Origin of the sequence: Microbacterium sp., assembly GCF_049661145.1 — a bacterium.
Lineage (GTDB): Bacteria > Actinomycetota > Actinomycetes > Actinomycetales > Microbacteriaceae > Microbacterium.
Genome location: NZ_JBASZT010000413.1, coordinates 12670 through 37938 on the forward strand (window position 1 = coordinate 12670; position 25269 = coordinate 37938).

The 25269-nt window shown below is 66.7% G+C and carries 29 protein-coding genes; 7 read left to right on the forward strand and 22 right to left on the reverse strand.

The window, feature by feature from the left end; translation table 11 throughout:
• Window positions 1-311: 311 nt before the first annotated feature.
• On the reverse strand, window positions 312-656 hold the full coding sequence (locus WBP48_RS17080; protein WP_424441959.1) for a metallophosphoesterase: 345 nt from the start codon (window positions 654-656) through the stop codon (window positions 312-314).
• 83 nt (window positions 657-739) lie between these two features.
• On the opposite strand from WBP48_RS17080, the gene WBP48_RS17085 reads away from it, so the two are divergent.
• Window positions 740-2026, forward strand: coding sequence for a glyoxalase superfamily protein (locus tag WBP48_RS17085; protein WP_424441934.1), 1287 nt, complete (start codon window positions 740-742; stop codon window positions 2024-2026).
• A gap of 48 nt (window positions 2027-2074) precedes the next feature.
• Here WBP48_RS17085 and WBP48_RS17090 read toward each other — a convergent pair whose 3' ends face one another.
• From WBP48_RS17090 to WBP48_RS17115, 6 genes are all read right to left on the reverse strand, one after another.
• Window positions 2075-2818, reverse strand: coding sequence for an ABC transporter permease (locus WBP48_RS17090; RefSeq protein WP_424441935.1), 744 nt, complete (start codon window positions 2816-2818; stop codon window positions 2075-2077).
• 17 nt (window positions 2819-2835) lie between these two features.
• Window positions 2836-3579, reverse strand: coding sequence for an ABC transporter ATP-binding protein (locus WBP48_RS17095; RefSeq protein WP_424441936.1), 744 nt, complete (start codon window positions 3577-3579; stop codon window positions 2836-2838).
• A complete protein-coding gene (locus WBP48_RS17100; protein WP_424441937.1) occupies window positions 3576-4283 on the reverse strand; it encodes a hypothetical protein in 708 nt (235 codons plus the stop codon). The genes WBP48_RS17095 and WBP48_RS17100 overlap by 4 nt, the downstream gene beginning before the upstream one ends.
• Window positions 4280-4741 carry a hypothetical protein gene (locus WBP48_RS17105; protein ID WP_424441938.1) on the reverse strand — a complete coding sequence of 154 codons (462 nt, stop codon included), beginning with the start codon at window positions 4739-4741 and terminating at the stop codon, window positions 4280-4282. Before WBP48_RS17105 ends, WBP48_RS17100 begins: the two co-directional genes overlap by 4 nt.
• 79 nt (window positions 4742-4820) lie before the next feature.
• Window positions 4821-5573 carry an ABC transporter permease gene (locus WBP48_RS17110; protein ID WP_424441939.1) on the reverse strand — a complete coding sequence of 251 codons (753 nt, stop codon included), beginning with the start codon at window positions 5571-5573 and terminating at the stop codon, window positions 4821-4823.
• On the reverse strand, window positions 5570-6523 hold the full coding sequence (locus WBP48_RS17115) for an ATP-binding cassette domain-containing protein (RefSeq protein WP_424441940.1): 954 nt from the start codon (window positions 6521-6523) through the stop codon (window positions 5570-5572). The genes WBP48_RS17110 and WBP48_RS17115 overlap by 4 nt, the downstream gene beginning before the upstream one ends.
• 90 nt (window positions 6524-6613) lie before the next feature.
• Here WBP48_RS17115 and WBP48_RS17120 point away from each other — a divergent pair, with 90 nt between their 5' ends.
• The gene (locus WBP48_RS17120; protein ID WP_424441941.1) at window positions 6614-7162 is read left to right on the forward strand and encodes a hypothetical protein; all 549 of its coding nucleotides are present in this window, start codon (window positions 6614-6616) and stop codon (window positions 7160-7162) included.
• On the opposite strand, the gene WBP48_RS17125 is transcribed toward WBP48_RS17120, so the two are convergent.
• On the reverse strand, window positions 7148-7693 hold the full coding sequence (locus WBP48_RS17125) for a hypothetical protein (protein WP_424441942.1): 546 nt from the start codon (window positions 7691-7693) through the stop codon (window positions 7148-7150). The genes WBP48_RS17120 and WBP48_RS17125 overlap by 15 nt on opposite strands.
• Window positions 7694-7741: 48 nt before the next feature.
• Between WBP48_RS17125 and WBP48_RS17130 the strand changes: the two genes are divergently transcribed.
• Window positions 7742-8515 (forward strand): SDR family NAD(P)-dependent oxidoreductase, encoded by a 774-nt coding sequence (locus tag WBP48_RS17130; protein ID WP_424441960.1) that lies wholly within the window; start codon window positions 7742-7744, stop codon window positions 8513-8515.
• A gap of 22 nt (window positions 8516-8537) precedes the next feature.
• Here WBP48_RS17130 and WBP48_RS17135 read toward each other — a convergent pair whose 3' ends face one another.
• The 5 genes from WBP48_RS17135 to WBP48_RS17155 all read right to left on the reverse strand — a co-directional run bounded on the left by WBP48_RS17135 (window position 8538) and on the right by WBP48_RS17155 (window position 12490).
• Window positions 8538-10253 (reverse strand): hypothetical protein, encoded by a 1716-nt coding sequence (locus WBP48_RS17135; protein WP_424441943.1) that lies wholly within the window; start codon window positions 10251-10253, stop codon window positions 8538-8540.
• Entirely contained in the window at window positions 10238-11014 is a 777-nt protein-coding gene (locus WBP48_RS17140; RefSeq protein ID WP_424441961.1) for an ABC transporter ATP-binding protein, read from the reverse strand. The genes WBP48_RS17135 and WBP48_RS17140 overlap by 16 nt, the downstream gene beginning before the upstream one ends.
• Before the next feature lie 2 nt (window positions 11015-11016).
• The gene (locus WBP48_RS17145; RefSeq protein ID WP_424441944.1) at window positions 11017-11436 is read right to left on the reverse strand and encodes a VOC family protein; all 420 of its coding nucleotides are present in this window, start codon (window positions 11434-11436) and stop codon (window positions 11017-11019) included.
• Window positions 11437-11534: 98 nt separating this feature from the next.
• The gene (locus WBP48_RS17150; RefSeq protein WP_424441945.1) at window positions 11535-11921 is read right to left on the reverse strand and encodes a hypothetical protein; all 387 of its coding nucleotides are present in this window, start codon (window positions 11919-11921) and stop codon (window positions 11535-11537) included.
• Window positions 11918-12490: a CGNR zinc finger domain-containing protein gene (locus tag WBP48_RS17155; protein ID WP_424441946.1), complete on the reverse strand. Its 573-nt coding sequence runs from the start codon at window positions 12488-12490 to the stop codon at window positions 11918-11920. Before WBP48_RS17155 ends, WBP48_RS17150 begins: the two co-directional genes overlap by 4 nt.
• Before the next feature lie 74 nt (window positions 12491-12564).
• On the opposite strand from WBP48_RS17155, the gene WBP48_RS17160 reads away from it, so the two are divergent.
• A complete protein-coding gene (locus WBP48_RS17160) occupies window positions 12565-13170 on the forward strand; it encodes a GNAT family N-acetyltransferase (protein WP_424441947.1) in 606 nt (201 codons plus the stop codon).
• A 302-nt stretch (window positions 13171-13472) separates the two neighbouring features.
• Entirely contained in the window at window positions 13473-14519 is a 1047-nt protein-coding gene (gene trpS, locus WBP48_RS17165) for a tryptophan--tRNA ligase (RefSeq protein WP_424441948.1), read from the forward strand.
• Between the two features lie 64 nt (window positions 14520-14583).
• Here the strand turns inward: trpS and WBP48_RS17170 are convergent, their stop codons facing one another.
• The 9 genes from WBP48_RS17170 to WBP48_RS17210 form a co-directional block, all read right to left on the reverse strand.
• Window positions 14584-16872, reverse strand: coding sequence for a HelD family protein (locus tag WBP48_RS17170; RefSeq protein WP_424441949.1), 2289 nt, complete (start codon window positions 16870-16872; stop codon window positions 14584-14586).
• A gap of 69 nt (window positions 16873-16941) precedes the next feature.
• Window positions 16942-17256: a YciI family protein gene (locus tag WBP48_RS17175; protein ID WP_424441950.1), complete on the reverse strand. Its 315-nt coding sequence runs from the start codon at window positions 17254-17256 to the stop codon at window positions 16942-16944.
• On the reverse strand, window positions 17253-18389 hold the full coding sequence (locus WBP48_RS17180) for a DUF418 domain-containing protein (RefSeq protein ID WP_424441951.1): 1137 nt from the start codon (window positions 18387-18389) through the stop codon (window positions 17253-17255). Before WBP48_RS17180 ends, WBP48_RS17175 begins: the two co-directional genes overlap by 4 nt.
• Window positions 18390-18444: 55 nt before the next feature.
• On the reverse strand, window positions 18445-18822 hold the full coding sequence (locus tag WBP48_RS17185) for a YybH family protein (RefSeq protein WP_424441952.1): 378 nt from the start codon (window positions 18820-18822) through the stop codon (window positions 18445-18447).
• Between the two features lie 289 nt (window positions 18823-19111).
• The gene (locus WBP48_RS17190) at window positions 19112-19525 is read right to left on the reverse strand and encodes a YciI family protein (RefSeq protein ID WP_424441962.1); all 414 of its coding nucleotides are present in this window, start codon (window positions 19523-19525) and stop codon (window positions 19112-19114) included.
• A 44-nt stretch (window positions 19526-19569) separates the two neighbouring features.
• Window positions 19570-20085: an SAM-dependent methyltransferase gene (locus WBP48_RS17195; protein ID WP_424441953.1), complete on the reverse strand. Its 516-nt coding sequence runs from the start codon at window positions 20083-20085 to the stop codon at window positions 19570-19572.
• Between the two features lie 74 nt (window positions 20086-20159).
• Entirely contained in the window at window positions 20160-21431 is a 1272-nt protein-coding gene (locus WBP48_RS17200) for an MFS transporter (protein WP_424441954.1), read from the reverse strand.
• Entirely contained in the window at window positions 21419-21727 is a 309-nt protein-coding gene (locus tag WBP48_RS17205) for an AzlD domain-containing protein (RefSeq protein WP_424441955.1), read from the reverse strand. Before WBP48_RS17205 ends, WBP48_RS17200 begins: the two co-directional genes overlap by 13 nt.
• On the reverse strand, window positions 21724-22419 hold the full coding sequence (locus tag WBP48_RS17210; protein ID WP_424441956.1) for an AzlC family ABC transporter permease: 696 nt from the start codon (window positions 22417-22419) through the stop codon (window positions 21724-21726). The genes WBP48_RS17205 and WBP48_RS17210 overlap by 4 nt, the downstream gene beginning before the upstream one ends.
• A gap of 571 nt (window positions 22420-22990) precedes the next feature.
• Between WBP48_RS17210 and WBP48_RS17215 the strand changes: the two genes are divergently transcribed.
• Both WBP48_RS17215 and WBP48_RS17220 read left to right on the forward strand, forming a co-directional pair.
• Window positions 22991-23935 carry a helix-turn-helix transcriptional regulator gene (locus WBP48_RS17215; protein ID WP_424441957.1) on the forward strand — a complete coding sequence of 315 codons (945 nt, stop codon included), beginning with the start codon at window positions 22991-22993 and terminating at the stop codon, window positions 23933-23935.
• A gap of 347 nt (window positions 23936-24282) precedes the next feature.
• Window positions 24283-25269, forward strand: a 987-nt coding sequence (locus WBP48_RS17220; RefSeq protein WP_424441958.1) for an ArdC-like ssDNA-binding domain-containing protein, incomplete at its 3' end; no start/stop codon positions are given.

The window sequence follows — 25269 nt, forward strand, 5'->3', positions numbered from 1 at the left end:
TGCACTCCCGGAGCGACCAAGAGTGGCTTGCCCCCGAAGGACGAAAACGTCGCGAGGTGGGTATGCCCTGTCAGTGTGGCGATGACCTGTGGCGAGTCCGCGACGAGACCGGCAAGCAGTCCGGTTTCACCGAACTCGCGCCATCGATCGACGGCAGCGTGCCCGAGTTCAAGGGGTGGGTGGCGCAGTGCGACAAGTACGTGCTCTCCAGCGGGAGTCGATGCCAGTGCTTGCCGGAGACGAGAGACGGCTTCCGGCGTCACGAGGCCCGCGATCGACGAATCGACGCTGGAGTCGATGGCCACGACTCGCTATGTCCTCACTCGCACATCCGAGAAACCCCGGCGGTCCATCAGTACACGGTCGTCGCTGTTGCCGGGGCACCAAACAACCGGGGCGATCGATGCGAGCAGTTCATCGATGAGCGTGTAGTCGCTCGCCGGATCGGGGCTCTCCGTCGCTTCGACGAGATCGCCGGTCACGACGATCATGTCGATGCCGTCGGAGCTTGCGCGCAACCTGTTCGCGACTGCCTCCAGTCTGAGGCGAGGCAGCGCGGTTCCGTCGAGATGCATGTCGGCCAGGTGGGCGACGACCACGGCCGCCCTCTGTGATGCGGGCGCCTCTCCCGGTGCAGGTTGGGAATCGGAGCCCATGACGTCCTGAACCACGGAACTCACCCGCCTCCGTGTCACGTGTAGGATCAATATTACACGTGACGGATGGAGGAGGATGCCGCATGGTCGAGTATCGGGTGCACTTCGACGCCACGGTGCGGTTCGCGAACGGCGGCAGTCTGGACGCACACGGATTCCGGCTCGACCTTCCCTCGTCCGAGCTGACACCCGAGCAGATCGGCGAGCTGTTCATCCGGCACCTCGGCCTCACGATGGTCGGCTCTGTCGAGTTGAGCGAGCTGACCGTGGTCGAAGAGGCACACAAGGGCAGTCGCGGCGTCCCACGTGCTGATCGGGAGACTCGTCCACGCCTCGTTGAGCTGAACCACACGATCCGAGGCGGCATGACCACGTATCCAGGCCTTCCCGGCCCGCAGATCACCACGCTGGTCTCCCGCGAGCAGAGCGCTGATCGATACGCCAACGGCACGACGTTCGCCATTCACAACGTCAGCATTGTCGGGAACACCGGAACCTATCTGGATTCGCCGTTCCACCGCTACGAGAACGGAGCAGACCTCGATGCCCTTCTTCTCGAACGCGTCGCAGACCTACCCGCCGAGGTCTTCCATCTCACCGATCTGCACACCAGGGGCATCCCCGCTGAGGTTTTCTGGGACCGGGAGGTGTCCGGCCGAGCGGTTCTGCTCCACACCGGGTGGGACCGCCACTTCACCTCCCCCGCATACGCCGAGGAGGCTCCCTTCCTCACCGCCGCCGGCGCAGAGTATCTCGCGGAGAAGGGAGCGCGGCTTGTCGGCATCGACTCGGTGAACATCGACGACATCGAGTCGCCGGCACGTGACCGGCCGGCGCACTCGACGCTGCTGGCCGCAGGCATTCCGATCGTCGAGCATCTGACGAACCTCGACGAGTTGCCCGCTACCGGCATCCGATTCACAGCGACACCCCCGCGACTCGCCGGTGTGGGCACCTTCCCCGTCCGAGCGTTCGCCCTCATCGGAGCGCCGCCACCACCCGATGCTTCGTCGAGGGCAGCGATCCCTGTGCTAGGAATTCAGGATGAGTCGCTGGCTCGAGCGTTCTATCTGGACTACCTGGGCTTCGCCGTCGAGTGGGAGCACCGATTCGAGCCCGGCCTTCCTCTCTACATGCGCGTTCGCCGCGCCGAGACGCTCCTGGACCTGTCGGAGCATCATGGCGACGGCGTGCCAGGCACGACGGCATGGATACCCGTGGCCAGCGCCGCCGCCTTTCATGCCGACATCTCCGAGAAGCCGTATCCTCGCCTCCGCCCCGGAATCGACCGCGATGTTCCCGGGGGGCCCACCATCGAAGTCATCGACCCCTTCGGGAACCACCTGCGGTTCTGCGAGTCTACGAGTTGATGCTGTGGCACTGAGTCTCCGATCGCAACTCTCAGCCTCGATCGAGGTCTAGCGCCAGCGGAAAGTCTTGACGGCGATCAGGCCCGCGACTGCGACCCAGGCCGCGAGCACGGCGAGCTGGAGGAAGGGAACCTCACCGCTCAACCATGCTGCGGAGATCGACTGCGAAGCTGCGCCGAAAGGCGTGAACGCCGTCAGAGTCCGCATGAGTTCAGGCATCATCGGTCCGGGCGTCCACAACCCGGCCGCGAGCAGGCACAGGAAGAACAGCAGGACACCGATGCCGTTCGCGTTACGCGCATTGGCGACGCGACCCGCGATGACGGCTCCGACGGCGAACAGGGCCAGCATCGTGAGCGCGGTCGTAAGCAACAGCAGAAGGGGTGAAGCGGGTGCTCGGACGTCGAACAGCATGAGCGCGACGGCGACCGCGATCGTGCCCCCGAGCGCGACGGTGACGGCGCAGGTGATGAGTTGTGCAGTCAGCAGTCGCGTCGCGCCTGCCGGGGTCGCCTGCAAGCGTCGCAGCACACCCGTCTCGCGGTAGCCGGCGAAGCTGACCGGGAAGGTGACCAGGGCAACTGAGGCGATTGTGACGAGCAGCGCCAGAGGCGCGAGCACGTCGATTCCTCGCAGGTGCGCATAGAAGGGGTCGTGGCCGCCCAGTGGAGAGCTCAGACCCGGAATGACGAACCCTTGCAGGATCAGCAGCAGCGTGGGCAGTGCCAGCCCCATGAACACGGCTGTCGGGTTGCGGATCAGCAGCGCCGCCTCCGTACGGGTGAGTGCCATAACGGGACCGGACACGATCAGCCCTCCATCCGCTGCTCTGCGACGAGCTTGAGGTAGGCGTCCTCCAAGGAACGCGCACCGGTGATCTCCGGATCGGGAAGGACGCGCCGGATGAGCTGGGCCGGGGTCCCGGTGTAGACGGATCGCCCGTCGACGATGACGGCAATCCGGTCGCAGAGCCGCTCCACCTCGTCGATGGCGTGGCTCACAAGCAGTACGGTCACCCCGCTTGCGCGGATGTCCTCTATGAGCTTCCAGACGTCGCGGCGTCCCTCCGGATCGAGTCCGGTCGTGATCTCGTCGAGGATGAGCACGCGCGGCCGGCCGACAAGGGCCAAGGCGATCGAGAGGCGTTGTCTCTGGCCACCCGACAACACACCGAACGCGCGTCCCGCGACCTCGCTGAGACCGACAGCCTCCAGCAGTTCGGCGTCATCCATCGGGTCCGGGTAGAACGCCGCGAACATCCGCAACGCCTCTCCGACTCTCAGTTGCGCGGGCAGGGTCGTCGACTGCATCTGGTATCCGAGCGCCCGCCGCACGGGCACCGGCTCAGCGAAGGGATTCATCCCGAGGACCCGGATGGTGCCGCTTTCCGGCTTCGTCATCGCTCCGATGCACTCTACGGTGGTCGATTTCCCGGCCCCGTTGGGACCGAGGATGCCGAGCGTCTCGCCGCGCTCGACGGTGAAGCTCACGTCGCGCACGGCTCGATTCGTTCCAAACGACTTGGCAAGTCCCCGCACGGTGATGACGCTCATGGCTCCTCACTGTCGCCGTGTCGTCGGCGTGCCGGGATTGCCTTGATGATCCACCAGACGACCTGCACGGCGATCATCACCGCTGCGGCGATCAGGGCAACGATGACGGATGTCGTCGTCCATCGACCTCCGAGGAGGGCCGTAGATGCGACGACCACGGCGGTGGCGACGGCGGCCAGTGCGAGCAGCCGGGATGCGATCACCACCCGATCGCGCGGCCTCCGAACCGCGGCGACCGTCACCTCGCCGAGTTGCAGGAGTGCGATGCCGGCGCCTGCCCCGATCGCGTAGGCTGCGACCTGCTCGGGGACGTCGTGCGTGGAGAGCCATGCGATCAAGACCAGCAGCCCGGTCACGAGCGCGAGCGCGTCGATGAAGGACGCGGTGAGCTGCAGCACCGGAGCCGCCTGGGCGGAGCGGTCCCGCCGCTTGCGGGGGATGTAGTCCCAGGCGCGAAGCGCGCACTGGCGACTTGCGATCATGGCGATCGTGAGCACGCTCACAGGGCCCACGATCGGCGCGATGAGATTGCCGGTGAACACCCAGAGGACTACTCCGAGCAGGAAGGCAACGGGCAGCGAGGCGGCCCGCTGGAGCCACCACGAGGCGAGATAGGCGCCGCGGGCCGCTGGGACGTCCAGCGGGTGAAGCAGTGGCTTGATGTTCGCAGGCGGAAGGTCGATGACCTCCGTGATGTCGTTCACGATGTCCTCCAAGGTGTTGTGGGAATGAAGTCGGTGCTCAGGTCCGAGCGCGCGAGGCCATAGACCTTCTGCCTGGCGACACCGAGTTCGCGCGCGACGGTGACGGCGCTGTAGTCGTCGAGGAGCTCCGCGATGCCGAGTGCGCGGACCCCGGCGGCGCGGGCGACGAGATGGGACATCAGCGCACTAACCTCGGCGGCAAGGAGGGCCACGGCTCGCGATCCTCCAAATGCTTCGGCCCAGTCCCTGTCGCCGGACGTCGCTGCCGCGTATAGCGCGTCGCCGCCATCGATGAGGTGGGCCTCGACGTCGTGCGGCGTGAGCCCGGCGGCGGACAACCGTGCGATCGTCGCTTCCAACGCCGCTTCCGGATCGTTCTGTCGATGGGCGAGGACGGCGTGCCATTCCGTTTCGATGTTGTCCGTCGATCGCGTGTCACCCCTGGGGTTACGACTCATGCAAGCCATTGTTGCCGCGCGCCTCGCGCGTGTCAACCCTGGGGTGACAATAGGAGGTGCGCGCACGGCGAGGCTTCTCCTAGCGATTCGCGCGCGCGAACGCCCGGCTGCCGAAGACGAACGCGACGATCGTGATTCCGACGGTCCAGAGGAGTCCTATGAGCACGGCGTTGCTGGCGATGTCACCGGCGAACGCGGCCCGCACCCCGTTGACGATGTGCGTGGTGGGCAGCACCGCCGAGACTACCTGGAGCCATGACGGCGCGACGGACATCGGGATGAGGATTCCGCTCAGGAGCAGCACGGGCAGGGACACGGAGTTGACGAGCACTCCGAAGGACTGTTCGTTGCGCAGGGTCAGCGCGAGGCCGTATCCGGCGGCGCAGAAGGCGGCGGAGAGCAGGAGCACGAGCAGGAAGCCCACGATGACGCCGAGCGCGTCGGCCTTCATCCCGAAAAGGAATCCGAGGGCGACGAGGATGAGCCCCTGGGCGGCTGAGTCGGCCACATCATGCAGGGTGCGTCCGCCGAGCAGCGCCGCCCGGCTGGCGGGGGTGACCCGCTGCGCGTCGAGCACTCCGTCGCGCATGTCGGTCAGGAGGCCGAACCCGACGAACAGCGAACCGATCACTGCCTGCTGCACGAGCAGTCCCGGGACGAGCAGCGTGTACGGGTTCATGCCGAGCTGCCCCGCGAACGCTCCGAGGAGGGGACCAAACAGGGCGAGGTAGAGGACGGGTTGAGCGAGGCCGACGGCGAGCCAGACAGGTTTGCGCAGAGTGCTTCTCAACTGGCGCCGGAACATCACCGATGTGTCGCGGAGGGCGTTCACGCGGCCTTCTCCTCGGTGGTGAGCGCGATGAACGCCTCGTCGAGCGATGGCGGTCGCAGTTCCACGCTTGCGACGGGAAGCGACGCGTCGTGGGCCGCGTTGAGGATGCCTGCCAGCGCACCGGCGCCGCCAGCGAAGCGCACGCTCACCTCGACACCCGAGGCGGTCGGCTCCTCGCCTGTCGCTTCCCGCAACAGGGGGATCAGACGGGCGACCTCTGGCTCCGATGGGACCGAGACGATCAGCGTGTCCGGCCCCATCATCCGCTTGATCTTGGATGGCGGCCCGTCGGCGATGAGCCGGCCTTTGGAGATCACCAGCAGCCGGTCGCACAGTGCGTCGGCCTCGTCGAGGTAGTGGGTGCTGAGCAGCACCGTCATCCCGGCGGTGTCACGCAGCTCCCGCACGTGCGCCCAGAGGCCTGCGCGAGACGCGGGGTCGAGACCGACGGTGGGCTCGTCGAGGAAGACCAGACGCGGCGCGTGGACGAGGCTCATCGCGATGTCGAGGCGCCGGCGCTGACCGCCGCTGAGCGTGCCGACGCCCCGCTCCCAGAGATCGGTCAGCCCGTAGCGATCGGCTAGCGCTCTCGCGCCGGTCAAGGCATCCGCGCGGGTCAGACCGTGGAGCATGCCGTAGTCGACGAGCTCCTCGCCGGCCCTCGATTCGCTGCTCGCCGAGCCACGCTGGGACACGTACCCGATCGCACGGCGAACGAGTCGTGACTGCGCGGCGAGATCGAAGCCCGCGACCTCAGCGCTGCCGGAAGTGGGACGCGCAAGTGTCGTGAGCATTTGCATCGTGGTGGTCTTCCCGGCGCCGTTGGGTCCGAGTAGACCCACAATCTCGCCGGCTGCGATATCGAAGGAGACGTCATCGACCGCGACCACCCGCGTGCTTCGCGGCCTGTCCTGAAACTCCTTGCGCAAGTCGCTCGCTCTGATCATCATGGTTCCTCCGCGCCCTCTCGCTGGTGATATCCAAATTTGGATAGACTCACGATATCCAAATTTGGGTACTCCGTCCACTACGATGAGGACATGCCTGCTCGAACCACTCGCCTCCTGGTGTTGGGAACCGTCCGGCGCCTGGAACCTGCGACCGGATACGACGTGCAGTCCTATCTGTTCGGGATGGCGGCCGACCGGTGGGCCGGCCTCAGGTCGGGATCGGTCTACGCGATGCTCAAGACCCTGGGGCGCGAGTCGCTGACCGAAGCCGACTCCAATGACCCTGCACGCCACATCGTCACGATTGCGGGGCGCGAGGAACACGACGCCCTGCTGTTGGGCGGACTTCGCATGCTGCCCGAGACAGGCGACACGGGCGAGCTGAGGGCAGCGCTCCATTTCGCCGACCTCCTCCAAGTCGATCTCGTGCGCGCGGCGCTCACCGATCGGTTGGCCGCAATCGACGGGGCTCTCAGCGACATCGCTGTGCGTATCGACGCGGCTGATCCCGCTCAGCGCTCGCCGTATGTGACGCACGACGCCGGACTGGAGCATGCCCTCTTGGAGGCCCAGTCGACATGGTTGCGGCAGCTTCTGGAGCGGCCCCTCGACGGTCAAGAACGGTCACTCCCCGGTTAGCTCTCTTCGCTGCTGGAGCGCCTGATCTGCGCGTTCTCGCAGTCTGATCGCGCCGCGGGCGATCATCGCGGCCAGGGGGCTGCTGGCGGCAGGCTGATCCTGCGCGGTCATGGCAGCTCGGGCGTGCTGTGCGGCCTCGGCGAATCGCCCCAGCATGAAGTAGTCGTTGCCGACGTTGAGATGAAGTGACGGCTCGAAGGACGTCGCATCGTCGATGCCGATCGACGCAAGGTCATCACGGCGCACACCCGAGTACGCGTCCAGCGCCGCCAGATTCCATCTGAGGGCATCGAGGGGATCGCTGTGCAGGTCGGCCAAGTAGTGCGCAATCACGCACCGTTTCGCGTATGCGGCGACTGGCGCCCGATCCCAATAGGCGAGCAGGGTCGCACGCTGATCGCCGGAGGGGTGGGCCGCACCCTGGCCGACGGCCTGGAGGAGGTCGGCCCATGTGGGCTCGAAGTCGCGCTCGTCCATCGAATCCCCTCGCCAGCTTGCTCGCCGCTTGCGCGCCCGCTCCGGTAGTGTCACGGGTATAGTATATTTATAGCGTTACACATGCTCATCGAAGGAGATCGAATGCCTGGGGTGCCTGATCTGCCCGTCGTCCTGATTCATGGAGCGGGTGGAGCTATAGGCGGCGCGGTTGCTTCGGCTTTCGCGAGGCGAGGAGCCGAACTCCATCTAGCCGGTCCACGGCAAGAGAGCCTCCATCGGCTTTCCCACGCTCTTCGCGACGTGGGCCGAAGCCGAGTATCGACCTACATCGTCGATGCGTTCGACGCCGAAGCGGTGGAAGCCCACGCTGCCGCAGTGGCAGAGGCTGCCGGCCGGATCGACGTCGTGATGAACGCCGCGAGCATCCCGCTGGTGCAGGGAATCCCCCTCACGGACATGCACTGGGAGGACGTTCTCGCTCCCGTCAGCGCCTGGATCAAGACGCAGTATCTGACTTCAAGAGCGGCAGCCATCCACATGTCGGCGAGAGGGTCAGGAACGATCTTGACCCTCTCGGCGTCTCCGTCGACAGTTGCCATCGGCGGTGTGGGCGGCTTCGCTGCCGCATGCGCAGCGGTCGAGGCCCTCACACGCACACTCGCAGCCGAGCTCGGACCATCGGGGGTTCGCGCCGTATGCATACGTGCGCAACGGATCGTCGACACATTGGGCTCGACACCTGACCTTCCGATGCCCGTAGAACAGTTCCGGGGCTTCCTCGAATCCTTGACGACGAGCAAGTCACTGCCCACATTGGAGGATGTCGCTGGTACTGCAGTTTTCCTCGCGGAGGGCGGAGCCCGCGCCATGAATGGGTCCGTTCTGAATGTGACTTGCGGGATGAGCGCCGACTGACTCGCGGACGTCGGCGCACGCCTCACAGCGGCTGATCCAGTTCTGAGGTCTCTCTGCCAAGCATGCTCACGCCCTCGGCCCCGGCAGGACGCCGGTCGGGACCGTCTGCGCCAATGCGCTCGTCGAGCACAAACCGGAGGGAATGCCATAGGGCGGTGAGCGACACTGGCGTGGCCGTGTGCCGCAGTCGCGCGAGCGTCTCGGGCAATCGTGCCGTCACGTGATGGGTCGCGAAGGAGCCGAGCAGCCAATACACGACAGCGCCGTTCGCGCCGGCGAGAGGGAGGAGTGCCCACCCTGACCATGCAGGCAGCCAGCCGGGGCCGAGGCCCACGAACACCGCAAGAACGATCGTGGGTGTAGCCACGACGAAGGTCACCCAGGTCGCGATTCGATACACGAGTGGGTTGTCGCCAACGTCGGAGGCATTGATCCGGCGATGCGGGTCGGCGCCAGGGGTGGGCCAAAGGACGGAGGCGGCGAGTGCGACACCGGCGCCGACGGCGACCAGCACAACAATCCCGGCATATGCGGCCAGGGCGTAGTTGATGGCGCCGGTGAGCACCGCCATGACCGTGGTGAGCACGAGCGCGGGAGCACCGAACACGAGTGCGAGCGCGAACTGCCGTCCGCGGATATCCGCGCGTATCGCCTCGCCACTGCCGATAGCGACGAGCTGCCACAACGCAGTCCCGTCGTATCCGTAGAGATTGGTGCCTCGAAGGGTGACCATGACGGCGAGACCGACACCGGAGAGGACGGCGAGCTGCGGGAAACCCGCTGCCGCAGCGATGAGCGCGACGAATATCCCGAACCAGATCGAGAGCGACAGTTCCAGGCGTCGCCAGGGGTCGCGTGTCCACGTGCGCAACTCCCGGCCGACAACCGCACCAAGCAGGGATGCCGGCAGGAGCCTCCAGGGTCTGGCAGCCCAGATTCGGCGACGCGCCGTGCTCACGGTCGTCGGGCGCGGTCGCGGAGCCAGCATGAGGAGAGCGACCACGACTGCAACCAGCGCCGAGATGACGAGAGCACCGATGGCTGCGAACGCCGTGGGAGTGTCCTCACGAGCGAAGAACTCGATGGCGGCAACGGGCCATCCGGCGGGAGACCATCGGAAGCCGTGGCTCACCGCCTCAGATGAGAAACCGTGCGAGAGGAATGCGGGCAGCATGCCGATCAGGGGGACGATCAGAAGCCAGCCGACGGTGATGACGGCGACGAGCGCGCCGTAGCTGACGGCCGCGATCTGCACCCCCAGCACGGTGCGCATCGCCGAGCCGAGCAGTGCATAGACGACCCGTGACAACGCGACCAGGAGGACGACAAACGACACGGCCGAGAGAACCGAGACAGCGGCGCTCGCGGGCTCGCCGGACATGATCGCAAGGAGGACGAGCGCGGACACGGCGATGGACGTGACGAGGGCACCTGTTCCGGCGAAGACGGATGCGAGGAGCGCGAACGCGGTCCGGCCGGGAGCGAGCGGCATCAGCGTGAAGTACTCGGGACGCAGTACCGTGGCGCCGTTTCCCAGGATCGGGCCGAGCATCCACCCGAGAAACCACGCACTCAGGCAAAGCGTTAGTGCATCGGCCCGTGCGTGCGGAGCCGGGACGATCACGGCCGCCCAGGTGACTGCCGCTGCGACGAGGCCGAGTGTGAACCCGAGCCGACGCTTCCACGGCGGCGAGTTGCTCTGGATCGCACGGCGAAGCCGGATCAGCTCCCCAACCACGCGAGCTCCTCATCGTCGGCGGGACGTTCGCCGACGTGGGCGATGAATCGATCCTCGAGGCTGAGCCCTTCGCGAACATCGTCGATGGGACCTGCGGCGAGGACCCGCCCCGCCGCGATGAGCGCCACCCGGTCGCACATCTGCTCGACGAGCGGCATCACGTGGGAGGAGATCAGCACGGCGCCGCCGCGCTCTGCGAACTGACGCAAGATGCGGCGGATGACACGAGCGGACACCGGATCGACGGCCTCGAAAGGTTCGTCGAGCACGAGCACTCTCGGATTGTGCAGCAGCGCAGTTGCAAGCCCGATCTTCTTTCGCATCCCGGTCGAGTACTCCAGCACGAGCCGAGCACGGTCGTCCGGGGTATCGAGGTCGAGCAGATCGAGCAACTCCTCGGCCCGGCGGTGAACCTCGTTCTTGTCGAGCCCGCGCAGCAGGCCCCAATAGGTCAGCAGCTCGGTGCCGGTGAGTCGCTCAGGGAGCGCGAGACCGTCGGGCAGCACCCCGAGCAGCGCTTTCGCCTTCGCGGGTTGCCGCCAGAGGTCGACACCGTGCACGACGCTGGTGCCGCCATCCGGTCGCAGCAGGCCGATGGCCATCGAGAGGGTGGTGGTCTTTCCCGCGCCGTTCGGCCCGACGACGCCGGTGAATGACCCGCGAGGCACGTCGAGATCGAGATCGTCGACGACGACCACGCCCCTGTACGTCTTTCGCAGGCGGGTCAGCGACAGGGCGGCACCCTCCACCGGAGTTCCCATCATCAGCCCGCCGGCGCAGACGCCGGAAACCGGGTCACCTCGAACAGAGCCTGCACGACGGAGAGCTCGTTTCCCGACGGATCGACATAGTCTGCGTAGCGAACGATGCCGTCGATCTGGCCGACGTTCGCCGGGTGGAACCCGCGGCGCTCCAATGCCTCAATGGCCTGGTCGAGGTCTGCGACTTCCAAACGGGTGAACCCGGTGCCGGCGGACTCGGGCCGAGTCACCAGTTGCAGCGTCGCGCCCTGGGCGAGCACCCACTCGGCCACACCCTCGACGGGTTCCATATCCGGGCTCCGGTCAAGGAACCGCGAGTACCAGTCGATGGATTCGACTCCCTCGGAGACAGGCAGCGCAGCGAGGACGCTGAGGAAGGTGAGAGCCCCGCCTGCCGCGGAGGGTTCGGAGCGGTTCGTCATCGGTCATCCTTCTCGAAAGTGTTCCGCGCGACTGATGTCACGCATACACGTCAATTATGACGTGACACACGTTCGTGTGGAAGAGCATCAGGCAGAGGTCAAGCGCCCGATCCGCCTTGCGCCTCCCGCGCGGCGCGGGTGCTGCGGTTCGCTGTGAGCTCCCAGGCTCGGTCGAGCAGCTCGTCGAGGACGCCCGGATCGGTGACCGACGGGTCGGCGAGGATGTGACCGAACCGCTCGTAGTGCGCCTCGGTGAACAGACCGCGTTGCCCTGACTCCAGCCATGCGCGACGCTCCTCCGGCGTAGAGGCGAAGACGAGCATGTCGTCTGCTTCCCCGCGGATGCGCGCAAAGAGCCGACCGTTGACTTTGAGCGATGGCGCTCCGTAGGAGAGCGTGTCCTTCGTCGACGGCCACGAGGTCGCCGTCCGCACCAAGCGGTCCCAGACCTCGTGAGGCGCGTGCCTGCGCGCGGCGGTGCTCACGATGAGGCTTCGGTCGCCGCCCGCTTGCCTGCTCGGTAGGCGCGCGTGCGTGCCCGGTTCTGGCAGGTGAGAGAGCAGTACTGCCGTCGTCCGCCTGGCGATTGGTCGACGTAAACGTCCACGCAGGCGTCGCCAACGCAGGTTCCCAGTCGGCTGGCGTCCGGTTCGTGGCGCAGATGGTCGATCAACGACAGCGTCGCGCCGGCGAGCAGCGCGCGTTCCGGGCGTGCGGTCTGCCATACCTCGTGCACCGCCCATGCCTCCGAGGAAAGCACCGGCGTCATCGCGGCCTCCGAAATCAGCCCGTTGAGGCGCTCGGCGCACTCAGCGCCGGTCGTCGAGGCGAAGATCGGATGGATGAGATTGGCCGTCTCGACAAGGGTGGTCTCGTCGAAGGCCGGGAAATGTGCCCAGAACGCGGGGCTCTCTGCGCGCAGGCTGTCTGCCGTCGGGTACGGCTTCCGGCCCTCGTGCGCCTCGATCCGGGGAGCGTCGCCCCACTCGTTGACGATGTGAACGAGGAGCGGGATGGGCAGAGGGTGTACCTCCGCGCTCTTCCGCACTGCCATCGACATCACCTCCTGTCACATGTAATCATAGCCTAACGCGTTACAGATCGCGTGGCGCGCGGCAGGAGGCAGGGATGACGCGGATCGATATTCGGTTGGCTGACGCCGCGCGGGTCTGGGATGTGACTCATGCGCTGTCCGGCGGTGGCGATGGGCGGAACTGCCAGTGCCAGTGGTGGGTGCTTCCGAACGCCGAGTGGAATCGGACAGACAGCCGCGACCGAGCGGCACTGCTACGCAGCCAGGTAGCGGGTGAACCGCCACCGGGCGTGGTCGCGTACGTCGACGGTACCGCCGCAGGGTGGGTTCGGATCGGGCCGAGGGTCGCGCAGGCGCGTCTTGCTCGGACACGGGAGTTTCAGGCGTCCCCCGAGCCTTTCGACGATTCAGCCGTGTGGGCGGTTACCTGCTTCGTCGTGCGCAAGGAGTATCGAGGGCTGTCGCTGACCTCGCGGCTGCTGGAGGCCGCCGTTGAGCATGCCAGGGATAGCGGCGCGAGAGTGGTCGAGGGGTATCCCATCGACCCCGCAGCGCGTGCCGGTGCTCTCTCGCCGGCCGTGCTCTTCCGCGGAACGCTCGCGACTTTCGTGCGGGCGGGGTTCACCGAGGTCGCCCGTCCGCGTCCGGATCGTGCCATCGTCGCCCGGAGCCTGCGCGAGCGAACGAGTTCGGGAGGGTGAGGCAATCCGGCGGACGGGAACAAGGGTTCAAAGGGTTGCGCCAGCACAGGAGGTCGGGGTCGATGGGCAGATCACAAACCGCGCCGGAACCGCCGGTTTCGCCAGGAGGCGAGCGCGCAGTTTCCCGACGAGGTCACTGCGGTGTTCCTGCAACGTGTAAAGTGTCGTTTATGCGTTTCACCTCTTCGTCTTGGTGGTGGCTGCTCTAGCAGCCGTAGACGCGCACGCGCGGGCTGCACGGCAGTCCGCGGACCAATCCCGTCGTGTGTCGTGCAGCTCCTTGGAACAAGGGAGCACAAGACATGGCCTCATTCGCCGCGACGGTTAACCGCATGCCCGAACTCCGGGCTTCTATCGCCGAGCATCCGCAGCGCTTTCGCGTCCTCACCGGTGAGCGGCCTACGGGCAGACTGCACCTGGGGCACTATCTCGGAACCATTCGCGAACGAGTGCGACTCCAGGCGCAGGGGGTGGAGACGTTTGTCGTCCTCGCCGACTATCAGGTGATCGCGGATCGCGACATGGCGCGAAACATCCGGGAGAACGTCTACGAGGCGGTACTCGACTATCTCGCCGCGGGGCTCGATCCGCGGAGGACGACCATCTTCACCCACTCCGCGGTTCCCGCCCTGAACCAACTCCTTCTTCCTTTCCTGAGCCTGGTCACTGAGGCGGAGCTCCACCGCAACCCCACCGTCAAAGCGGAACTGGCGGCATCGGGCAGGGCGCTCAGCGGACTCCTGCTGACCTACCCAGTGCACCAGGCGGCAGACATCCTGTTCTGCAAAGGCAACCTGGTACCAGTTGGCAAAGACAACCTCCCGCACGTAGAGGCGGCACGCATGATCGCTCGCCGCTTCAACGAACGCTACGGCAAGGTGTTTCCCGAGCCCGAGCCGCTGGTCACCGACACACCAGAACTACCTGGTCTCGACGGGCGGAAGATGTCCAAGAGCTATGGAAACGCGATCGCGCTCGGGATGAGCGATGACGAGACCGCCGACATCATCCGCCGAGCGCGCACGGACTCGGAGCGCACTATCACCTACGACCCAATCAACCGTCCAGGCGTATCTGGTCTTCTTGCGACGGCTTCGGCATGTCTGGACCGAGCGCCCGAGGACATCGCGAGCGAAATCGGCCAGAAAGGTAGCGGCGCTCTCAAAGCTCTCACCACCACCGCTGTCAACGAGTTCCTGCGAAGACACCGGGAACGCCGTGCCAGTCTTGATCGCGGTGACGCCGTAGCGCTCCTATGCGAGGGGAACGCCCGCGCAGCGGCAGTTGCCGAAGGCACGTTGAACGAGGTCCGCGAAAGGATGGGGATGCTCTACGACTCTCTGCTCTGAGCTGAAGTCCAGGCGTCCGCGTTCGCACCACGATCGGCGAGTAGGACTATCACGGGCGGATGCTCTACTCGGCCCGTTTCCACAGCCGCGATCCGAAGAACTCTGCGAGCTCGCCTCGCTGGACGACCGTGAGGGTGGCGGTGCTGCGGGTGAGGGCGACGTAGAGAGTCGGCAGGCCCCAGACGGCTATGGTCTCGTTCGGCGCGTGGACGAGGACGTGGTCGAACTCCAACCCCTTGACGGCCCGCGGAGGCAGGATGACGAACATGGAGCGGAGGTCATCGCCGCGTGCCGTAATGCCGTGGTTTTCGAGGGTGCGGGTGACTCGATCGGGGTCGGGGGTGATGATCGCGTGCTGGCCGCCGTCGCGTGCGCGTCGAACCCACTGGACTATCTGTTCGATGTCGTCGACGTCGCCGTCTATGAGTTCGGGCCGACGCCCGGTGGCTCGAACCGCGGCGATCGGGTGAGCGTCCGGGCGGAGCTGGCTTAGCAGAGGCTCGACGGCCTCGACGAGTTCGCGCGGGGAGCGATAACAGATCGTTAGCTCGACGACCCTGGGCCGGGTACGCAGCTCGGTGAGCCGCACCTCCCACGACCGCTCATTGAGGGCGGCAGTGGTCTGAGCGATGTCGCCCACGATGGTCATGGACTTGGTGGGGCAGCGGCGGCCGATCATCCGCCACTGCATCGGTGTCAGCTCCTGAGCCTCGTCAACGATGATGTGCCCGTAGACCCAGGTGCGGTCTCCCAAGTCGCGCTCAGGGAGATTCCTGTGATCGGGGATGGTGTTTCGATCGGCAAGCGTCTCGGCAGTCATCCAGTCCGCGAGAGAGGGGTCAGTCTGGAGGACTCGGCGGGCGAAGACCAGCTCGCGCCCGCGGTCGAGGTCGGCCGCGGCGCGCTCAGCGGAATCGTCGATACCGAGTACTTCGGCGGCCTCGTCGAACAGCGGGACGTGCGCGGTCGTCCACGCTTCGGTGGTCGTGCCAGCAAGCAGGAGGACCTCAGGGTCGGTCAGGTGCGGTGCGTGCTGTGCGGTGAGGCCGTCGCGCAGCACGCGGCGCACCGCGTCCTCTGGTGACAGGGATGGCCACAGCCCGTCGACTTGGTGCTGAATCGTGGCGTCGCGAGCCAGCTCGGCGCAGAGGTGGCGACGGGTGGCGCGCTCCTGTTCGTCGAGCTCTTCCTGCGGCTGGCGCGGCATCAGGGAGTCGGCATCGCATTCCAGCCAGGAGTCGAGCAGGCTGAGTTCCTCGGCGAGTCCTTCCTCGATCGCATCGAGTCGCGCGGCCTCGGCTCGCGAGACCAGCATGGTGAGTTCGTCGAGGAGTTCGGCCTGGAAAGTCTGCCGGGCGACGTTGTGCGGTTCGCGGGTCTTTCGAGCCGCAGCGGCGCAGCGCTCAATGACCGCGCGCGGAATTTGGACATCCTCGCCATCCCAGGTGACGTGCCCCCCCTCGATGTCGCACGCTCCTTGCAGACTTGCGATGAACGATGTCAGTGCCTGAGCCATCCGAGCATCGCCCAGGAGGCGAGCGACCTCCGGAGTAGCATCGGAGAGGTTGTGACGTCCGGGGTAGAGGTCTTCGATCGTCGCGGTGACGACGTTCGTCTCGCCCAGGGCGGGCAGCACGTCGCCGATGTAGTCAAGGAAACGAGCATTCGGGCCAACGACGAGCACTCCGCGACGCAGCAGCTCAGGCGAGCGATATAGCATATAGGCGGCGCGGTGGAGCGCGACGACAGTCTTGCCCGTTCCCGGTGCCCCCTGTACGACCATGACTCCCGCCAGCGGCGCCCGCACGATCGCATCTTGCTCGGCCTGCAACGTGGCGACCGCATCGCGCATCCGTCCGTCATTCGATGCGCTCAGAACCCGGAGCAATGCGCCCTCGCCGACGACATCGTCGACCGCGCTGTCCGGATCAAGAACGTCATCGTCGATGCGGACGACCCGACGCCGGGAGATCGTCAAGTTCCGGCGCCGCACGACACCGAGAGGTTCCCGTGCGGTCGCCGCGTAGAACGGCTCTGCCGCCGGAGCGCGCCAGTCGATCACCAGATGCCGCTCCCCGTCACTGATCCCGGTCCGGCCGACGTACAGGCGCTCGCCGCCCGCACGGTCGAGGCGCCCGAAACACAGTCCCGTCTCCGCATTTCGCAGCGAGTTGACCCTCCGGGCAAGCCGCTGGACCTCGCCGTCCCGCTCGATCAGTGCGGTCGGACCTTCGACTGGCCGGGCCAAGGCCTCTGTCAGTCGTGCGCGCACATCGGCAAGCTCCACATCAAGACACGCATAGACCCGATCGACATAGACCTGCTCGGCGGCGATCTCTTCCGCCTCGGACAAACTCAGACCCTCCCCTCAACGACGCGGCGGGGATGCTGCGACTCTTCGCTCTGCCGAAATGCAGGCATGCTAGAGAGGGACAGTGCCGACGGCGCCGAAGTGGGGAGCTCGTCCCCATTGGAACACTTGGTATCCACTCCGCAGTCCTTGCTTGAAGAACGGGTCTTCCTCGCAGAGACGTGCCGCTTCGTTTCTGCTGTCTGCCGCGATGATCCACACGGCCCCCTCCCATGGAGAGCCCGAGTCGGGACGGATGGCACCGGCGAGGCGAATCGTCGTAACGTGCGTTCTCAGGTATTCGAGATGGGCATCGAGAAGTCGCGGCCGCAGTTCGCGCCTCGTGAGGTCGTCGGTAAAGATCGCCAGCCAGTGCATCATCGTCATTGCATCGCCTCAGAAAGTGTGCGTGGTCGTCGGTTCACGAATCGGCGCAGCAGTTGTTCGGCGGGCCGTACGTTGTGGTGGTGCCGCATCCAGAGCGCAGCACAGATGGTGACGGCGTAGACGGCGAGTGCCGCGAGCAGAGCTTGGGCCGATCCGATCATCCCTCCCCAGCCAAGGGTCCAGGCGGCGAGAAGCGGGACCATGAGCACGGATTGGAGCAGGTAGCAGGTCAGCGAGCGTTCGCCTACGGCGGTGAAGGCGCTCGCGAGGCGCGACGAGGCGAAGCGGGGGTGCGTGCACGCGAGGGCAACCAGTGCGGCGTATCCGATGCCGCCGAGGATGCCGGTGGCGACGTGCAGTGTCGATACGGCGATGGCGGTAGGACCCGCAGAGATTTCCCAGGCGCCCGCCGCGACGGCCGCTGCGGTGATGCCGCCGAGAACGCCGATCAGTGCCCCGCCGAAGCCGACCGTGCGCAGCAGCCGACGATGTTCGGCGGGACGCGCGAGCAGGTCGAGTCGGCCGGCCCAGATGCCGATCAGCACGGCGGGCACGACCCCCAGCATCCCCACCATGCCCATCACCCACTCCAGAGGACGCCAGGCGAGGGCCTCGACGGGATCGGCGATGCCGATGGACCACAGGATCATCCGTTGCATCGTTGGCCCCGGATCGGAGAGTGCAACGCCCTGGACGAGTGCGCAGGGCGCGACGAGCGCGCCGGCTACGATGAGTAGCCTGCGCGGCGGCCAGCGGAGCACAGGGATGAGGGCCAGGGTGAGGAGCCCGTAGAGGCCGAGGATGTCGCCGGAGAACAGCAGGAGCCCGTGGATGGCTCCGAACAGGAGTAGGCCGAGCCCGCGACGGCGGAGCCTGCGGATTCCCGGAGGCGTGGAGTCGGCGACGTAGAGGCGGGCGATCCCGTAGCCGAGCAGCAGCGCGAACAGCGGGTACACGCGAGCGTCGACCAGGGCGACGGTGGCGAAGGTGACTGTCCGATCCGCGCCGCCGTCCTCGATGAGACGCTGCCGCATGCCGTAGGGACGGTCGTGCAGGTAGAGCATCACGTTGGCGACGGCGATGAAGCAGAGCGCAAGCCCGCGAGCAACGTCGGGCGCTAACTGCCGGCGCACCATCAGCTCCCGAACCGGCGCGGGGCCACGCTGCGCTGAGCAGGATGCGCAGACATCAGAGCTGCCCCATCCCGACATGTCGGGCGATGAGAACCCAGGACTCGCCCGCACCACGGTAGACATCGGTCGCAATGCCGTCGAGGCTGAACGTCTCTTCGCCGTGTGCGCCCGCCTCGGACCAGGCATATGTCGCCACGGCCGTCTGGTCATAGGTGGCGATCCGAAGCTGATCGATGCGCCATTCGTGGATCTCGCCCTGAGCGAAGAACTTCCTCGCGTTCGCGAGGAAATCGGTAAGGCCCGTCTCTCGCCCATCCGGACCTCCCAGGAAGGTGCATTGTTCATCAACGATGGCGCTCAGAGTCGCGAGGTCCTGATCCTTCATCGCCGTCCACCAGCGACGGATGGCCTCTTCCACAGTTTCGGTTGTCATTGATCTTGTCCTTTCATGACGGGGGCTTGCGAGCCAGCAGATAGCAGCGGCGGCTCGCATACTCTTTGCCCGAGCGACCGCGACGCTCGATGACGGCCTCGATGTGGAGCCCCGCTTTCGCAGATCATGCCCAGCAACGCGCGTTCGAGCTGCTTCTCGTCCAGTTCGTCTGCGAAGGTCCCGGCGTACCGAGTGGCGACAGCGTCATAAGTGGCGGCCAGTCGCACGTCGCACGCCTCTACTGCCGCTCTGGCTGATGCGTCGACGCGGAGGTTCAGGGCGCAAGCCATCAGGCCCCCTGTGGCGTTTCGGTCATGGTTCCATCTACCGCTGGCACGTCCATCAGCGCTCGAACCAGAACGGGAGCATAGGCGGCATCCGGAATCTGCGCGGCCAGGGCGACCGCTTCGTCGCGTGAGGCGCACCGCACGATGTAGAAGCCTGCGATCGGGTCGGCGTCGATGCTCTCCGGCTGGACCTGCACCTGGCCGTCGCGAAAGTGAACCAGGGCGCCTTCTGCGGGGTGGGCTAGCGGCGAACAATAGACGAGCCGACCGTCCTGCTGCAAGGCGGTGATGAGGTCGGCGTGCGCGGACGTCTCAGCGTCCCCATCTTCGTCGGGGAGTTCATGCCATCGGCTCTCGGTGCTCCGCAGCAGGAGCAGGTAGAGCTGCGTGTTAGCCGGGTTCGGGCGCATCATCATGGTCACGCAATGCAGTCTAACATTGCGTGACAGATTGCTCTAGGCTACCTCAGTTCGAGTTCCTGCAACGGATCGCCACCATCGATGAAGAGGCGCCCGGTCGGGGTGAGCGCCTTGGCGATCCGCTGCTTTGCCGCGAGACCGGCGCGAGGGTGACGGCCGTCGAGGGCGCCGACCCGTATCGCGAAGGCCAACTCGAACGGCTCCTCGTCCGGTAGCAGCTCGAAGTCTTCTGCGGCGACCTGCCTAACGCTTAGCAGGCCGGCGGCAATCTCCGCAGCAGCGTTGCGCTCGATCTGCGCGACGCCCTTGGCTGATCGGTCGATCACGAGGACATGACCGTTTCCGAGTCTGTGTGCGATCACCTTCGCCGCCGCGCCGGGTGCCCCGCCTATCTCCAGGACGCGCATCCCGGACCGCAGCGGGAGTGCATCAACGATGCCGGACAGGCGCGGGGAAAGGGCTGCCATTGTCCTGTTCACCTCCGCGTGCGGACCGCTGCTGGTGTCTAGCCTAGCGGCCGATAGCAACGATGAACTCGCGTTCTGCGCGATCGCCATCTGGATCGTACCCTCGCCGCTCGGAACTTGCCCGAGCGCATGGGTTCGGTCGGCTGATTCATCCACAACTGGTGTCACGATGTCCCCGCTGCGTCATCGATTCCTCGGAGCTTTCGCACGGGGGAGGTCATGATCCATCCGGTGGCGAGGGTGGCGCCGACTCCGCCGACCAGGATCGCGATCCCCGGTCCCCAGGCAGTGGCGACGAATCCGGCGGCGATGGCGCCGATGGCGATCATGCCCCAACTGAGGAATCGGTAGGCGGCGTTCACCCGCCCGAGCAGCTCGGCAGGGGTGGCGAGCTGACGCACGGTGACCGCTTGGGCTCCCGCGAGGCCGATGCCGAAGCCGCTCGCAATGAGCGCGAAACCCGCGACCACGAGCGCCGCGACCGACGGTGCTGCCGCGGTGAAGGTGAGGGCGAGCGGGGCGGTGTTCCCGACGAGCAAGGCGGCGGTGAGGGACCGTCCGTATCCGAACCGGCGGGTGGCTCGTCCGCTCAGCAAGGCCCCGAGCACGGCGCCGGCGCCGGATGCCATGAGCATGCCGCCGAGGATCGCCGGCCCGAGCTCGTAGTGCTCGACCACGTGCAGAGTCAGGCCGAGCAGGAGTATCTCGTTGGCGAAGTTCCAGGTCGCCGCTTCCAAAGCCAGGTCGCGCACGACCCGGTTGCCGCGGAGAAAGGCGAGTCCCGCCCTCGCCTCTGCCCACGCGGAGACGCGATCGATCTGATCGGGTCGTGCTGGCTCGGATGCGGAGACTCTGGTGAGGAAGAAGGCGGAGAAGAGGTAGGTCGCTGCGTTGGCGGCGAGAGCGATCGGCGCGGTGAGCGCTTGCACGATCACGCCGCCCACCCCGCTGCCCGCAACCGACATCGCGGATTGGGTGGACGTGAGCCGCGCGTTGGCGTCGGTGAGTCGGTCGTACGGGACGACGGCAGGCAGCAGTGAGAAGTCGGCGAGCTGCGCCAACACGGTGAACGCGCCGATGGCGAACACCGCCGCGACCAGCGCCCAGATCGGCAGCCCGGCCAGCAGGGCGACGCACACGATCACGGTGAGGATCAGGCCACGGCCGAGGTCGGCGACGATCAGCAGCCGCTTGCGGCGCATCCGATCGACCAGCACTCCGAGCGCGATGGTGAGCACCAGGAAGGGTGCGAACTGTGCGACCCGCACGATCGCGAGCTCGCCCGCGCTCGCTTCCAAGGTCAGCAGGGCGAACAGGGGCAGAGCGAGCTCGCCGATCTCCGAGCCGAGCAGCGACGTCGCCGACGCGGCCCACAGCCACCGGAACGAACGGCTCGGCCACCGCCCCGGTGCCGCTGCCTCGCTCACCACAGCCACCGCCCGACGATGGTCACGAGCAGGGCGACCGCCACGGCGACGAGTTGCGGCGCCCTCAGCGACCACACCGCCGCCGCGGCGCACAGCCCGGCAAGCATCGCTGGGTCAAATGCCGACCATCGAGCACCAGCGATGCTCGACACGAGCATCCCCGTCAGGAGAGCCGGAGGAAGGGCTTCGATCACAACGTCGACCCGATCAGGCGCCCTGCGATCCATCAGCAGCACCGGACCGACGGACTTGAGCGCGTAGCTGATGAGCGCGAAAGCGATCACCGTCGCCAGCATCCCGGTCATGTAGTTCGCCTTGCTCCGCGGACCGCGAGGACGGCCGCGACCGCAGCGCACAGCAGTGCGATCCCCGGAGGGACGAACCAGCACATGGCGGCGGCGATGATCGCCGCGCCGAGGACCGTGAGCCGGTGGCGCGGCTCGTCCCGGATGGAGTCGAGCACGAAGACGAGGAAGAAGGCGGGGAAGATCGCGTCCAGCGCGAGAGAGTCCGCGAGGTCTCCGCTAGGGGTGAGGTAGGCGCCGATCGCGGTACCGCCGATCCACGCGGGCCACTGCACGAGGGATGCGGCGACCATGGCGTCGCGGCTGAACGAGCCGTCCGCCCGGCGGGCCGCGGCCCAGGACCCGTCCACGACGGCTTGGGCCTGGAGCGAACGGGACCAGCGGCCGCCAGTGAAGGAACGGGCCGTCGTCATCCCCATCGGCACGAACCGCAGGTTGATGAGTGTCGCCGCACCGAGCGCCGCGGCGACGCCGCCACCGTCTCCGAAAGCGACGATGAGCGCGAACTGCGCCCCGCCCGCGAACACGATCGTCGACATGAGCACCACCAGCCACGCGGGCCAGCCCGCCGTGACCGCTGCCGCGCCGAAACTGACCGCCAACGCGAACGCGGCGACCGCAAGCCCGAGCCCGACGCGCAGGCCGACTCGCCACTCCCGAAGTCGACCGCTACTGCCCGTTGGTTCCCGCATGCTTTGGCCCCTCACCGCGTACGTAACGCATTGATCGCACAGTGTCCGTGACAAGTATGTCACGGGTTGATAGTGTTGTTTGCGTGACGAACGTGGTCTCCGCAGATCAGCGGTGCCCACTGCGGGCTTCGCCACCCCACGCCGCACACAGAGAAGCAAGGTCTCCCGGCTGGGACGCACCGAGATGCAAGCAGGTAAGCCAGCCCGACGGGACTCAAGGAGGTCTACGACATGGCAAGCGCAGAAGCGTCAGCTCTTACGAGCTGCGAAGCGAGGCGAGCGCCCGACGACCTCCAAGGACGCAACCGCGCCTTGGCGTCGCTCAGCGAGGTTCATCGAGAACGTCCCGCACGTCGGCTTTGGCGTTTCCTCGCTGACTGCGCATGGGCGCTGCTTCACGACGACCTCTCGGATCGCATCGATCAGATTCCCGAGTACCGGAAGGCCCGGGCCCAAGCACTCCAGTACGCCATGCTCCGCAACATCAATCGCTGATGAGCGGTAGCCCTTCACTCGGCCGCACCCAGCGGCATCGTCTGCGCTGACGAGACCCCACCGACTTCCAGAGCCCATGTCGGATACGCGAGCTGTAGCGGGGAATGCGGTCGAGGCTGGCTCGGACTTCGCTCCCATCGTTGCTCGCACGGAGCCGGTCGATCGCCCGATCGAGCCAGTCGCATACGACTGCGTCCGGCTGTGCTTCATCCGATCCGGTACCGCCATCCTGTTCAGCGAGTTCGGCACGAAACCAGTCAAGCCCGGCGATGTGGCGATGCTGGCGGCGAACACCCTGTGCGGCTGCGAGCCGGAAGGGTGGGCGTCGATGACGACGTTGTATCTCGACAACGACTTCGTCATCGACCAGGTGTTCTGGCAGTACGCCTTCATGCTTCCCGACCGACTTGCCGCGCAGGATTTCGCAAGCACTCGATACGCTGAGCCCACTCAACTGCTTCGACTCGGCGAGGAGCGGGGCGGGCACCTAACACCGCGTTTGGACGAGCTGGTGACGTTGAGCATCGACGGCCCTCGACCCGAGCGCTTCTACCGGATGCAGGCGCTCTTCTTCTCGATCGTCGATGTCATCAGTCCTTACATCACCGTGACGAACACGCGAACATCCTCGACTCAACGTCCCACGACACGTCCCGCCGTGCCACGGCACCGCACGTTTGCCCCTCTGCGCACCGAGGCCCGGCAGGCGGAGGAGCTGCTTCGAGAGTCGCTCGCGCATCGGTGGACGATCGACGAGCTTGCCTCGGGTGTCCACTTGTCGGCGTCGCACCTGAGCAGAGTGTTCGTCGAAGCGTTCGGAAAGTCACCCCTGGCCTATCTGACGATGCTCCGCGCTCAAGAGCTCGCGCGTCTGCTCCGAACCACCGACATGACCGTTGCCGCCGCGGGCAAGCAGGTCGGCTGGACCGATCCCGACTACGCGGGCAGACAGTTCCGCCGCTCTGTCGGCCTGACTCCCCGCCAGTATCGTTCGATGATTCGCGTGCCGGCTCGGGCGTGACCCGTAGGATGCTCTCACCCGAGCATGACTGATATCTCGGGGAGCCCGGTCGCGGTGTTCGGTGTTGCTCATTTCGCGCAACGGCGGTGACGGCACGATCGCGCGACCAACCCGGACGTTCCTCTCACGAATCCGGACGATTCTCTGACGGTTCGATCCCATCCTGCTGGGACCGCCTTGCCGTGAGGTAGGCCAGTGGACACGTCGGGCGCTCTGCGGACGACCTCACGGCCATCCGACCGATTCTCTCTTGCTGGCTGACCGTCTCGTCCCGCTGGCAATCCCGGCGCACCTCGTAGGTACACCGCCGTTCCCAACGGAGTGGCGGCGCCGGGAGGAGGTCGACGATGACGACGAGGGACGAGGCCCGCGACGCGCGGGACGCGAAGCTCGAAGCGCTGCACGAGCGGCTGGCGGCCGCGGTCGGTCAGCTCTCGACCGGGGACGATTGGAAGCAGGCGCTGGAGTTCGCCGCGAGGTTCCGGTCGAGGAGCTTCGGGAACACGCTGTTGATCTGGGCGCAGCACCTCGATGCTTTCGAGCAGGGGCGGGTGTCCGCACCGGAGCCGATGTATGTCGCCGGGTACAAGCAGTGGCAGTCGCTGGGCCGTCAGGTGGAGAAGGGCCAGCCCGGGTACATGATCTTCGCCCCGGTCACGGGCCGGTTCGCGTCCTCGACACCGCAGGACTCGGCCTCGTGGCGCAGGCTCGGCAGGTTCGAGAAGCCGAAGCCGGGTGAGGCGGTGCGCTCCCGGATGGTCGGCGCGAAGCCGGCGTATGTGTGGGATGTCTCCCAGACCGCGGGTGACGCGATCCCGGAGCGTCCCTCGCCGGTGCTGCTGGAGGGCGCGGCCCCGGAGGGGCTGTGGGACGGGCTTGCGGGGCTGGTGGAGGCGGAGGGCTTCTCGGTGCTGCGAGTCGAGCACGCCGGGATGATCCACGGCGCGAACGGCCTGACCGACTACACGAACCGGTCGGTCGCGGTGCGGACGGACATGGACGCCGCTGCGCAGGTGAAGACCCTCGCGCACGAGCTCGCGCACGTGAAGCTGCATGGCCCGGACAACCCGGATGCGACGGGGCATCGCGGGATCGGGGAGGTGGAGGCGGAGTCGGTGGCGCTGATGATCGGCGCCGCGCACGGCATGGACACCAGCTCGTACACGATCCCCTATGTCTCGGGGTGGGCGGGCACGGTGAAGAACAAGGACCCGGCCGAGGTGGTGCAGGCCACCGGCGAACGGGTGCGCAGGACGGCCGGGGCGATCCTCGACGCCCTCCCGACCGTGCAGCTCGGCGGCGGGGACCCGCCGGGCCTTGCCCGTGACGCGGCC